9 protein-coding genes and 2 pseudogenes are annotated in these 12,390 nt (G+C 60.1%); 4 read left to right on the top strand and 7 right to left on the bottom strand.

Annotated elements, in window-relative coordinates; genetic code table 11:
* Positions 1–540: 540 nt before the first annotated feature.
* From NKJ37_RS31530 to NKJ37_RS31515, 4 genes are all read right to left on the bottom strand, one after another.
* Positions 541–2,544 carry a class I tRNA ligase family protein gene (locus tag NKJ37_RS31530; RefSeq protein ID WP_352776407.1) on the bottom strand — a complete coding sequence of 668 codons (2,004 nt, stop codon included), beginning with the start codon at positions 2,542–2,544 and terminating at the stop codon, positions 541–543.
* 335 nt (positions 2,545–2,879) lie between these two features.
* Positions 2,880–3,659, bottom strand: coding sequence for a phytanoyl-CoA dioxygenase family protein (locus NKJ37_RS31525; protein ID WP_352609994.1), 780 nt, complete (start codon positions 3,657–3,659; stop codon positions 2,880–2,882).
* Between the two features lie 506 nt (positions 3,660–4,165).
* Entirely contained in the window at positions 4,166–5,470 is a 1,305-nt protein-coding gene (locus NKJ37_RS31520) for a lysine N(6)-hydroxylase/L-ornithine N(5)-oxygenase family protein (protein ID WP_352776405.1), read from the bottom strand.
* A 246-nt stretch (positions 5,471–5,716) separates the two neighbouring features.
* Positions 5,717–5,866 (bottom strand): hypothetical protein, encoded by a 150-nt coding sequence (locus NKJ37_RS31515; protein WP_502902039.1) that lies wholly within the window; start codon positions 5,864–5,866, stop codon positions 5,717–5,719.
* A 232-nt stretch (positions 5,867–6,098) separates the two neighbouring features.
* Here NKJ37_RS31515 and NKJ37_RS31510 point away from each other — a divergent pair, with 232 nt between their 5' ends.
* Positions 6,099–6,452, top strand: coding sequence for a hypothetical protein (locus tag NKJ37_RS31510; protein WP_352776404.1), 354 nt, complete (start codon positions 6,099–6,101; stop codon positions 6,450–6,452).
* 191 nt (positions 6,453–6,643) lie between these two features.
* Here NKJ37_RS31510 and NKJ37_RS31505 read toward each other — a convergent pair whose 3' ends face one another.
* Positions 6,644–7,000 carry a hypothetical protein gene (locus tag NKJ37_RS31505; RefSeq protein WP_023736366.1) on the bottom strand — a complete coding sequence of 119 codons (357 nt, stop codon included), beginning with the start codon at positions 6,998–7,000 and terminating at the stop codon, positions 6,644–6,646.
* A gap of 586 nt (positions 7,001–7,586) precedes the next feature.
* Between NKJ37_RS31505 and NKJ37_RS31500 the strand changes: the two are divergent.
* Positions 7,587–7,945, top strand: a pseudogene (locus NKJ37_RS31500) (transposase); the annotation flags it as partial.
* Positions 7,946–8,360: 415 nt separating this feature from the next.
* Here NKJ37_RS31500 and NKJ37_RS31495 read toward each other — a convergent pair.
* Entirely contained in the window at positions 8,361–8,528 is a 168-nt protein-coding gene (locus NKJ37_RS31495; protein WP_352776403.1) for a hypothetical protein, read from the bottom strand.
* Positions 8,529–8,936: 408 nt separating this feature from the next.
* Between NKJ37_RS31495 and NKJ37_RS31490 the strand changes: the two genes are divergently transcribed.
* Together NKJ37_RS31490 and NKJ37_RS31485 are read left to right on the top strand one after the other, a co-directional pair.
* On the top strand, positions 8,937–11,027 hold the full coding sequence (locus NKJ37_RS31490; RefSeq protein ID WP_352776402.1) for a prolyl oligopeptidase family serine peptidase: 2,091 nt from the start codon (positions 8,937–8,939) through the stop codon (positions 11,025–11,027).
* 175 nt (positions 11,028–11,202) lie between these two features.
* Positions 11,203–11,898, top strand: a complete 696-nt coding sequence (locus tag NKJ37_RS31485) for an OmpW/AlkL family protein (protein WP_502902040.1) — start codon at positions 11,203–11,205, stop codon at positions 11,896–11,898.
* 385 nt (positions 11,899–12,283) lie between these two features.
* On the opposite strand, the pseudogene NKJ37_RS31480 reads toward NKJ37_RS31485, so the two are convergent.
* Positions 12,284–12,390 (bottom strand): annotated as a pseudogene (locus NKJ37_RS31480) (ArdC-like ssDNA-binding domain-containing protein); the annotation flags it as partial.

The raw sequence follows: 12,390 nt of genomic DNA, 5'->3' as shown, positions 1-12,390 counted from the left end.
CCGCTCGCTCGCTACAGCGCTATCGAGAGCGCGCTCGCGAGCGGCTTCGCTACCGCCGAGCTACACCACCTGTGGGGACGCGACCTTCAGGGGCAGAATTTGGACCTGCTACATTCCGATATCAGTAGCTCAGCTGTTCTTCGGCTGACTGCCGCGCCGGTACACGCTCGGACAGAATCGAAGGAACCATCACATTCGCATCCACATTGGTGATCGGCGCACGGTCCAGGGCGCGCCAGGTTGACCAAGCGGGTCGAACCGAATGACAGCCTTGACCGGCTGGAGGACGGAAATCCCGATGCCGAAGAGGTTGGTTCGGCACGAACAGCAAGGGCTGGGAAGCGATCGGCCGAGCGGTCCTTGAAGGGGCGGGCCAGGGTTGTTTGACGACGCGTTGGTTCAGGTCAGCTAATCTAGTCTCTGCCATTCAGAGCGGCTTCCCTCGCCAGTGACAGCGAGTCAAGATATTTGGCATCGTCGGCTTTGATTGCCGCGCAGATCTGGTCGAGATGGGGACAGCTCACTGGTGCACCTTTGGGCTCATAGTGTTTCCTCGTCATCGAGATGAGGATTGCCGGATTTGGCGTAGAACACCAACACGGGTCCGAGATCAAAGCGCGTCCCGGGCGCAAGGCGCTGGACGGACCGGGGCCATGTTTCGGTTGAGGCGCCATCGATGCCTCGCGCCAGCGTTCTGGCGAAGCGGGGCATCAGCGGAGCGAGTGTCGGTGCCAGGATCGCAGCGGCCGTCGTCTGAAGGGCTAGCGAAGTCCGATTGCGGGCGGGATAGAAACGTCGCGCCGCCGCAAAGTCTCGCGCCCCGCGGTAGATCACGCAATCGCGCACGAATTCGCAGACCTGAGTGGCCGCGCGCCGAACCGAGAAGCCTTCGTCCGAATAGGCGCGCTCCATCGCAGCGCGATAGATCTCTATGCGAGCAAAGAAGGCGCGGTCGACCGGGCTCCAGTCGCCTGCATCGGGTACACGGCCGGCAAAATCCTGCTTGATTTCCTGGTTCAACGCCTCAAGCCAGTTCAGCCAGATGCTTTGGAACACCTCGTTCTCGGTGCGGCGCAGCGCGTCCAGCGTGAAATCCGTCCGCTCACCTTCCGGGCGTGTCAGGCCCAAATGAAGGCGCACGACGTCGACTGTCTTTGGGCTCAGAACCTCCTTGCCCCAGACCGCATGGCGGCAGCTGGTTGAGAACTTCTTGCCGTCGAGCAGGTAGAACTCGTTGACGTGATAGCGGATGCGTGGCTTCCAGTGGGAGAAGACCTCGGCGTAAAGAGCGGGGTAGAGTAGCGCGTGGTAGAACGAATTGTCGAAGCCGAAGAAATGGACAATCTGCCAGTCGTTGCCGGGCATCTCCGCCTTCCAGTTGCGACCCATCGAGCGGCCGAGCGCCTGGATGTTGTAAAGAAAACCGAAGGCCATCTCCGGCCAGACCCAGATCACTTGCCCCGGGAACCCTTCCGCCGGCAGGCCCCAGTCCGAGGGGTGGGTAATGGGCACTGAAAATTTCCCGCGTCGGCGTACGCGTGCGAAGAGATCCAAGATCCGTAGCGGGACCCCAGACGCCCTTAGATGCCGGTCGACATTGTCGAAGCATTGGTCCAGCGCAAGTTCAGCGCGGCGGACGGAGCCGACCAGCGGCGCCTCCGTAGACTGCCGTGATTGGGCTGCACGCAGGTCGTGGCAAAGGTTTGGGGCGCCGCATTCCTCGCAGATGTTGCCACCCGCGGAGCCGCCGCAATCGGGGCAGAGGCCGCTAACATCCGATTCGTAAAGATAACGGCCTGTCACGGCATCGAAAAGCGCAGGGCTCTGGCGTAGATCTATCGCCGTGCTGCTCAGAAGACTGCGGAAACAGGCGGTTTGAAACTCGCCATAACCGTCATCGCCCATCGTGGCTTGGAAGCTGTGGACCTCACAATCGAGAAGTGCAAGCGTGGCGCGAATCTCGTCGGCATAGTAGCGCGCCACATTTGCCGGCGTCGATTGATCGGCATCGGCGCGTGTCGCGACGTAGCTTTGGAAATCATCGCTTCCGGTCAGGTGATAGGCCTCGACTCCTTTCATGCGCAGGAAACGAGTATAGACATCAGCGCCGAAATAGGGGCCGGAAAGATGCCCCAGATGCAGATCGCCATTTGGCGTCGGCGGCGTGGAGAAGACGAAAGTCGGCGCGCGGGGAGCCGTGAGCTTTGCAGCGACATGATGAGCGGCGGCGTCGTCTCGCCAGTAGACATCGACGAAATTTAGGTCTTCGTCCCCATCGTTGCGCAGCACATGCGCTTCAAAAGGGTGAAACAGAACGACATCGCCCGCCTCGACCGAGATTTCCCCCCGGTCGGTGGTGACCTTGCCCGCACCAGACAGGACCACGAAGGCCTCGATTTCGTCGTGCCGATGGGGCTCGGATGTGACGCCGGGTCCAACCTTTCCGAATGAAAACCCCGTGCGAGCGCTGCCCGTTCCAAGCGTGGCCGTGTCGATACCGAACGCCCGCGACAGCTCCGTTCGAGAAAACGTGTACTTGCGCATGACAACCAACCTAACCTGTTGAAGCAGTGGGATTTCGGCTCCCAACGCAACAGCCTCCCGTGCAATTCGTGGAGAGAAACGGCAGTCTGACCATTGGCGGCCCGGGCAGAGATAGTGCAGCTCTGGGGCCGGCAAGCGGGCGACCAAGGGGGGCACTGGTCGGGCTGTAGGCGCACAGAAGACCGCCTGCGACCACCTCCGCAATCCACGTGCCAAAGCGTCGTAACGGGCTGCGGTCGATGCTCCGCGAGCCCGCAAATCAGACGGCCATACCGTCCGCGCATTTTTGAGCGGTCGATCAGTCGTGTGCATGCCTCCGCCTGGCCTGCGTGAGCTCAATCGCGATAGAAGATGCCATTTGGCGGCTTGAGATTGTCGAGATCGGCCACTTTCCCCTCGGGCGGGTTAAGGGCGCGCTTAAGCACGTTATATTCAGCGCGGGTCGGCCCGCCGGTTGAAGCCCGCTGGAACACCAAGTAGAGTGTCCGCCGAGAACGATTGCTTTTGTTCGGTCGTGAGTAGTGCGGTGCGTAATCGTCGAAGATGAAGATGTCGCCAGACTTCCATACTACGGGTTCCCAGGAGAACTTTTCGGCAACTTGAGGGTCGATCACCCCACCGGCATCCATGGGAAACACCCCCTTCTTGTGGTTGCCGGGGCTGAAGAAAAGCCCGCCATTTTCCTCGTCGGAGTCGTCGATGCCTATGGCAACCACCGCATGGACCATGCGGTCGGGGAGTTTGTGTGGAACGTGATAAATGTCCTGATGCGGGAGATAGCCGCCGCTGTCGGGGTAGTGGAAAATCAGCAACTCCTTGAGCCTGCGCGAATCTTCGCCAAGCAACTCCTCGACCGCTGACTTTATGCGCTGATCTTCTAAGAGCAAACGACGCAATGGATCATGGAAGTCGAGAAAATTCTCCATCTTGGAAGTGATCTTTCGATTGTCCGTCGTTTTCTCGAACCACATGAGCCATTTATCATCGCTGACGACCCAGCGTGACATATCTTCGACAAAGGTAGAGATATCTTCCTGAGCCGCTGGATCGAAGAACCTTTCGAGCCTGACGTATCCGTCCTTCTGCCACTTTTCTCTTTGTGCATCAGTCAACATGCGAAAAGCCTCCTGTTGGAAAGACTGGTTTTGGTTGGACATGCCGATTAGGGCGGTCGGGCGCTGATCAAGTTGCGGGTCCACGGAGACGGACTCACGTGACGAGGGAGGCGATGCCAAGTGCGTTCCGCTCCGGCGGATATTGTCCGCAGAAGCTCGGGCGAGACTGCCTATGTCAGGCTCAGCCGGGTCTAGGGGTTCCGTAAACTGGGCCGGATCAATCGCTTCACCCGGTTCAACCACGACACGCATCGCCAAAGGCCGGCACCATCCGCTACCTGCCGACCCAGCCATGGCCGCCAAGGCCACGGCGGTCTTTCGAGTGAGCGACTTGGTACGGCCTTGGCAACCGTAGGGGAAATGCACCCCACCAGAGTGATGCGATGCGCCGCTTGGTCGAAGGGCTTGGTCGGTTACGATGACATCGGAGAAGCCTCCGGGGTTCGCCGCAGCGCAGGCGGGCACCATTCCTAGGATGCCACCGCCGATGATCAAAAGCATACGAGTCATATTCCACTGCCCATTTCTTCGGCTCCGTGGTCGGGCCAGCTCTCGATCGAGGTATGAGTGATGAAGCCAGGATGCTCGAGGTTCGCGCATGGCGCGCGCCCAAGTAGGCTATCGAGGATGCGACGCGCGCGCCAGGCCAGCAAGCTTAGGTTCGGATCGGCCAGGCCGCGCTGCCCGAGGCTCGCATTTTGTACGAAGATGCGTCTGTCACACGGTCCGTCCCAGCTCACCGAAAAATCCTCGCGAATAGCTAATTCATTGTCGATCTGCTCCAAGCGGCCCATGATCGGTTCCAACAAGCTTGGGACCGCGTTCTCGTAACCGGTGGCCAGGATGACGATGTCAGCCGTGACTTCTTCGACCTCGTCCATGCCATGCTGCAGGGTGAGCCTGTGACCCGGTCCGGCGTTGATGCAGTGCGAGACGGTGCAGCCCGGCCGCAGTGTGATGTCGCATCGGTATGGCTCGAAAAATGCATGGCGGTACAGCGCCTGATAGAGCGCGCGCAACGTGCTTTCCGAAATGCCGTCCGAAGCAAGCACGAAACGCCGCAGGAGCAGCTTACGCTGCGACTCGCTCATCGCCGCGAAGCGATCCGAAAAGCAGGGCATGAACAACTCGTTTGTGAACGGGCTGTTGTCCAGAGGCAGATAGTTTTCGCGCTGCGAGACCCAAGTGATCGAGGCAGGCCGCCGTTCGTTCGGCAGGCCGACAAGGTGCAACATCACCTCGGCTCCCGACTGGCCACCGCCGACCACGCAGACATGCTTTCTCCGCACCTCAGGGTGGATGTGCAGTAAAACAGATGAGTGGAACAGGTTGCGTCCAATCCAGCCCTGAAATTGAGGCGGAATTTGCGCCTGCTTGCCAATGCCGACCACAACGTTTCTGGCGCCGAGAACCGCCTTATCCGTCCGCACCTGAAACTCGCCGTCAAAGCGGATTTCGCGCACTGTCTCGCCGCCACGCACAAGTGGGTTCCTGTGGAAGACCCAGTTCAGGTATTGTTCGAACTCCACTCTGAGCACGGCTTCGAACTGTGCGTTCAGGAAGTGATACAGACGCCCGTTCTCGTGCAGGAAGTTTACGAAAGTGTAGGCTGATCGCGGATTCACCAGAGTGACCAGGTCCTTGAAGTGGCTGACCTGGAGCTCCGAGGAATCGAATGCGATGCCTGGATGCCAGCGGAAGTCGACCTGCCGATCCAGGAACACTGCCCCTTTCCCAACTTGCTCGTGTATCTGACACGCAAGGCTCAAATTGGACGGGCCAGCACCGATCCCAACGCAAGATAACTCCACCTGCTTCCTCCTATAGCGTCTTCCCACTAGGCGGCTTGTTCGCGGCGAATATCGGCCATAGCCATTAGCCTCCGCTCACGGACTTCGAGCCCCAGGCCCGACCGGGCTTGCGAGAATTTGTCCTGCGCGTTTTGGGTCTTCGTATGTGGACCCGCGCATTCCAGCGCGGTGACAATCGACGGGTCATGCCGGCGACGTGGGGCAACGACGTTTGTCCTTTCCGCCCGTCTGGATGCCCCCTTGCCGTCACGCGAGGAGCTTTCCAGGCCCACTAAGGTGTTTGAAGCCGGCGCAATCGCCTGGCTCGACCATGACGCGCCGGCCTTTCGGCGGTTTGATGGCAGGCGAGAGCGCGGTTTTCACTGCGGCGACGGCATTTTCGGTGCGCATGATCATGGACGACGTCTCGCTGATGCGTTCGCAGAGTCCCATGCATGGGCCGTGCCAAAGAAGGAAATTTTATTAAACAATGGGTTGGCGGATTTACGATCCTGTCGGAAATCCGACATTGGGGGGGACGCCTCACTGCGGCCCCCGATTTGCACGTCGATGTCGCCTTTTTCCGATAGCTAATCGGGCACCTTCTGCACCAGAATACTTCTCTTGTGGAGACCAGCACGAAGTGTTCATGAACGGACAGTGCAGAACCTTGCGTCTCTGCCGGACAGAGTACCCGCACGATCGGCATCTGTTCCCCGCCGACCAGCCGACCGCGTGGCAAAGATTGAGAGCGGCGAAGCTTGCGCTAACGGCCACATTTGTCCGGTATTTCAGCGATGCATTCCTCGAGACGCTTCAGGCGGCACTTCGCATTGCGAAGTTCATGTCCGGCTTCGAAACGCCGATGGCGCCCCTGAGGTGTAATCGCCACGAGATCGCGCTCCAGTTCGGCAATGCGCGCACGCAAACTGCCGAGCCTCTTCCTGACGCAATGCATTTATCCATCCACGCCCGCGAATCGATCTTCCTGGCAACACCATAAAAACTATGCGGGTTATGCCACCGAGACGTAATTTCCGGCAAGCCGACGCTCTAAACATCCGCTAATGCAATCTAGAGAAAGCGTTCTTCGGGAAGAAGGCTGACGCTGCTTGGGGGAAAGCACTAGGAACCCTCGGATCTGACGCGTCGCGTCGGCCGATTGCGGCAGCTCCAAAGCGCAGGGACAGGCCGTCAAGCGCCGGGCAGCGTGCCCTTCATCGACATTGCGAAGACATCGAGCAGGATGGCCAGCCCGACGCCGCACGCGGTCAGGATAAGGCCGGCCATGAAGATGCGGTTGGCGCGTTCGTAGATGGGTCGGCGCAACGAACTCATGTCGAGTAGCAGGGACAGCGCCCGCAACTGCAACGTGATGCCGACCAGGATCGGCACAACGGCGAACAGGTCGTAGAGCCGCCATGGCATGGGGTTCGCCGCCCAATGCGTGACGAAGCCGAGCGAAAAGGCAAGCAGAATGCCGACGACGGTGATTGTGCCGTTGCGAAAAATCGTCTCGATCAGCTCTTCCTTCGGATCGTGTTCGTCCAAGCGTCCCTCCTCTCACTCAGCAGTTGCAGGCCTTTGCACGGTCGACGTAGGCTCTCGGGAAATCCCTGTACATCGCCGCCAACTAGTCAAGGGCAGGACCGAAGCCGCGAGGCAAACGTTTTTGGTTGCGCTGCCCTCATCACTTCCTGGGGCGCCATCGGCCTTTGCCGCGAAGTGAACGATGGAAGCGCCGCCTGCCACGGGTGCTGCGCTCAGAGCGGCAGGGTCAAGGGCGTCATTTCAGCTGGAGTGTCTACAATGAAATAAAAAAAGCTGAATGGCACTCTAGGGCCTGTTGAGGTTCATCGTGAGTTTATGACGGCGGCAGCGAGATGGATGATTGCGTTGAAGCTCTGGTCGGTTTTGTCAGCTCGCATGGCCATACGCTTGAACTCCTTGAGTTTGCAGAAGAGTTATCGATGAGATGACGCCATTTGTAGAGTTCGAGATTGAGAGGGAGCGGCAAGGCGCGCCTCGGATGCTGCGAGATGACGATCTTGGCTCGCCACGTTCGTTCAGATCGGCAATGATGGTGTTGCTGTCGAAGGCCTTAGCGGCGATCAGCCCGCCGAAGGCGAGGACGCCCGAGGCCACAAGCACGCAAGGGCGCGCCGTCGCCGACCAGATCCGGCCGAAGGTACCGAAGCTGGCGACAATCATGGACGACGCCGAGCCAGACGTGCTTGCCTACATGACTTTCCCCTAGGGAGCACCGCGCCAAGCTGCACTCGACAACCCGATCGAACGCCTCAACGGCGAGATCAAGCGCCGCACCGAGGTCATCGGCGTCTTCCCAAGGATGATGCCATCGTCCGCCTGGTCGGCGCGATCCTGCTCGAACAGAACGACGAATGGGCCGTGCAGCGCGCCAGATACATGACGCTGGAAACCATCAGCCAAATGAGCGATGATCCGCTCATCAGCCTGCCAGCCGTGGCACGCTGATGAGCCCGGCCCCATGCGGGAGAGCGCGGCGACCAAGCCGTCAGCTACACCTGTAGGGGGCGATGATTGTCAAGCTTGATTCGTTTCCTCATCTCCTCGTTCGGCTGATTGGCGCCCATCTGCTCGTGCCGACCTGGCTTCGAACTGGCCGCCGCCCGCAGTGACGGTCAAGGGTAGCTGCAGGCCATCGCGAAGCGACTTGTCCTTGACGGTCACGAGCACGGGCGCCGGCTTTGCCGGGTCAGGTGGAGCTCTTTCCGGTGGGGCCGAATGCCGACGACAGATTTCCGAGGCGAGCTCGCCGAGGCAGGCGCGAAGGTCGCGCGGCAGACTTGTATGCGGTAGATCGCAGTGGATTTGACCATGATGCAGCATGCGCATCGGTGGCGAAGCTCCGGGGCGGTGCGTCCCATTCCTACGTCGGCGGTCCGAACTGCGAGGTCGCCACTCCAGCCTCTCGCGCGATCGCCGACACATTCGCGCCAGGCTTCAGCGTCGCCTCGATCAGCGTGCCTTCGCTTGCGCCGACCAGCGCCGCAGACGCTGCGGGCTTGCCTCCGGTTCGGACCCGCCTCAAGAACATGGAAACTTCTATCATCAGACATAGGCGCAGATATAGAAATTGACACCGCAATCTCCACGTTCCTTCAGTGTCATCATCTCTCGCCCATCATCATGATGCCGCGCCAGATGGATGGGCTCCGCGCTTACACTAGATCGATCAGGCGCCTACCGTTGCAGTCATTGTCGGAACTACGACGATGTCGGACATAAGACACAGCGCTATCAAAGTGATCATATTGTTCTGAAAAGATTTTCCTGGTTGGCACGACACATGCAAGTCCTATGCGCAAACGCACTGCCGCGCCGCACCAACTGAGAACACCTCATCGATGATCACGCTCGCCGAGCATGCGGTCTCCGCCGCAAACACTGAGCTTGCCCAAGCGGAAGGAAGCCTTTGCGCTTTCATTCTTCAGGTTGTACGGACATGACCGCGTTCGATTTCCGTCCAACTCTGAATGCTCCCGACGATGATCCCTATCTTTGGCTTGAAGATATAAAAGCCGAACGGGCACTTGACTGGACCGCCAGCCAGTCGGCCAGGACACTGGAGCAGTTCGGTGGAACGCAGTTCGATCGCGACCGTGAGGCCCTGACAGCGATCTTCGACCGTCCTGAAAAGATTCCCTTGATCACCCGCCGCGGCCCGTACCTCTACAATTTCTGGCAAGATGCCGGAAATCCGCGCGGACTGTGGCGCCGGACCACCCTTGCCGCCTACATGAAAGTTGAGCCCCAGTGGGAGCTACTGCTCGATCTGGACGCCCTCGCCGCTAGCGACGGAGAGGACTGGATCTGGCGCGGCGCGTCCGTTGAGCCGGAGAGACGGGAAAGAGCCGTTCTACGCCTGTCGCGCGGCGGCAGCGAGGCGGTGGTGAATCGCGAATTCGATCTGGAGTCTCTTAGCTTCGTCGCCGACGGTTTCAACCTCGCGGAGGCCAAGGGCGGGGTTAATTGGCTCGACCCTGACACGCTTCTGCTTTCCAGTGCGCTTGGTGATAGCATGGCCACCCGTTGCGGCTACGCGCGCACCGTTCGGTTGTGGAAGCGTGGCGCGGATCCGCTCACCGCGCCGGTAATCTTCGAGACCGGTTCCGAATCCCTCGAGGTGTCCGGCCATCTGGACCGCACCGCCGAGAGCGAGCGCCTCTGGTTCATCGAGCAGTCGACCTTCTTTGAGAAGATCGGCCGAATCGGTGACAGGAGCGGGCCGAAGACGCGGATGGACCTTCCTCGAGACGCCTCGTGGAGCGGCTTCGGCGACTGGCTGGCGGTAAAGCCGCGCAAGCCATGGACAGTGGGAGGGATGACCCATCCCGGGGACGCGCTGATCGGCATCTCGCTTTCCTCCTTCATCGCCGGCGAGCGCAGTTTTGCCATCCTCTTTGAGACAGGCGACAGGCGCTCCCTGCAGTCATTCTTCTGGAATAACGGGAAGCTCATTATCTCCTACCTCGTCAACCTCGATCCGCGTTTGGAGATGTTCACTCCCGACCGCCAGGAATGGACGCGCCGAGCGCTGGACACCGTGCCCACCGAAGGGACTGTTCACCTTCGGTCGCTCGATGCGGAACTTCACGAGACCAATGGAGAGGTCCTCATTTCGGCTCAGGACCCGATCACGCCGCCGAAGCTTCTCCTATTAGACCTCAACGCCGCGGCGCCTTTCGGCGCTCCAGTAATCCTGAAGCGCAACCCGGAGAATTTCGACGCATCCGGGCTGGTGATCACGCGCCACGAGGCAGTCTCGACTGATGGTGAGATGATCCCCTATACGCAGGTCGGTCCGGCGAACGGGAACGGGGATGCCCCGGTTCACCTCACCGCCTACGGCGGGTTCGGCCTATCGCGCCTGCCCCACTACAACTCCTCGCTCGGCAAGCTGTGGCTCGAACGCCGCGGCACCTGTGTGGTGGCGAACATCCGGGGTGGCGGAGAGTTCGGCACCCGTTGGCACGAAGCCGGGCGCAGGGAGGGCAAGCGTCTCGCCCATGACGATTTCGCCGCCGTTGCCGCCGACCTCGTGCGAAGAGGCATTACGCTGCCGAGGCGGATTGCCGCCCAGAGCGGCTCAAATGGCGGCCTTTTGATCGCCAATATGCTTACCCGCTATCCTGAGCGTTTCGGCGCGCTGTTCTGCACCGTCCCGGTTATCGATATGCGCCGCTACACCAAGCTTTTGGCGGGCGCGAGCTGGATTGATGAATATGGCGATCCCGACAAGCCCGAAGAATGGATATTCCTAAAGGAAGTCTCGGCCTACCACGCCGCGACACCAGGACAGCCCTATCCGCCGATCCTGCTTGCCACCAGGATGCGAGACGACCGCGTCCATCCGGGCCACGCGCGCAAGATGGGTGCAAAGCTACAGGCTCTTGGCTATCCCGCCTACTTCTACGAGTCCGACGCAGGCGGGCACGTCTCCGGCAAGAACAATCGTGAGCGGGCCGCATTCATTGCCCTGGGCACCAATTTCCTTCGCAGTGCGATCGGCTGGCAAGTCGATGGCGTTCGATAGGTGCACGGAGACAAAGGGCAACGTTTCACAAGTGAGTACAGGTCGATGATTGCTAGCAAAGGGCAAATAAAATGTGCGCGCTGTCCCACGCAAACTGCGCATGAGCGCTTCGTCGATTCCAGCAGGTTTTTTCATAGTGCACCGCATCATTTCTGAAGAGCAAGGAGAGAATATCATGGCGAGAAAGCGAATGGGCGTGGGGCGGGGCGTAACAGCGGCCATCATCCTGATGCTGATGGGACAGCAGGCCGTGGCGGCCGAGCTTGCGCAAGCCGCGAGCGTCCCGCAGGCTGGAGCCTCGGTCACGGAAGCGCCAAGCCCTTGGCAGATCCGGCTGCGAGCGTTGGGGGTCGTCACTGAGGATTCGGGCTACGTCAATGCAGTGCCCGGCTCTGGTCTTTCTTATTCAAACACGGTTACGCCGGAGCTCGATATCTCCTATCACTTCACGGACAACATCGCCGCGGAGCTTATCCTCGGCACCACCTATGCCAACATTGAGGGCCAAGGAGCGATCGGAGCGCTGGGCAATGTCGGCAAGGTTTGGCTGCTGCCACCCACGCTCACATTGCAGTATCATTTTACCAATTTCGGCGCATTCAAGCCCTATGTCGGTGCCGGCGTGAACTACACGATCTTTTATAACCAGGACGTCGGCAGTGCAGATGCTCTCCATGTTAAGAACACGTTCGGCACCGCGCTGCAGGTCGGGTTCGACTACATGGTGGATCAGCACTGGGGCGTCAACTTCGACGTGAAGAAGGTTTTCCTAAAGCCAGACTTCGACGTCACGGTCGACGGCGCGACGCTGACGGGGAAGGCGGACCTCGATCCCTGGTTGATAGGCGCAGGTGTCACCTACCGCTTCTAACAACGAAAGGTGGAGGCGGCTGCTGATAGCCGACCGAAATGAAGGGCGCGCCTTGTGCGCCCTTTTTCCGTCGGCCCTGAACGGGCGACCCTGAAGAACCCGTTGTCGAGGGGCGGCCGCGCTCCTCCAGCGGACCAAAAGGGTACCCCGTGATCAATGCGGGCTCGACCAACGCCTGAAATCGAGGTGCTTAGATGCGCTTCGGACCAGGATGGCTGTTGGGTATTGTTGATGGAATGCCCGGCATCAGTCTCCCGGACGTCATGTCAGAGCTATGCGCCTGCGTAAGGCGAGCACGGAGCTCCTCGACGCCGACAAGATGCCTTGTTCAGCCATGCTGCGACAGCTGCTGTTCTTTTGCTGCAGGAGCGGTGGCTGGCGCGCCGGAAGCATTCCTCGGCAGGCCAAGGCCTGCTTTTGCGCTGCCCCATGGCTTGACCCATGGCACGGTACCGCGCTCCAGCTCGGCAATGATGCGGTCGGTGATCTCCT

The sequence above is a fragment of the Mesorhizobium sp. M0140 genome, from assembly GCF_040322475.1.
GTDB lineage: Bacteria > Pseudomonadota > Alphaproteobacteria > Rhizobiales > Rhizobiaceae > Mesorhizobium.
The sequence above is the reverse complement of the archived record's forward strand: the minus strand, read 5'-3'. Positions and strand labels throughout refer to the sequence as shown.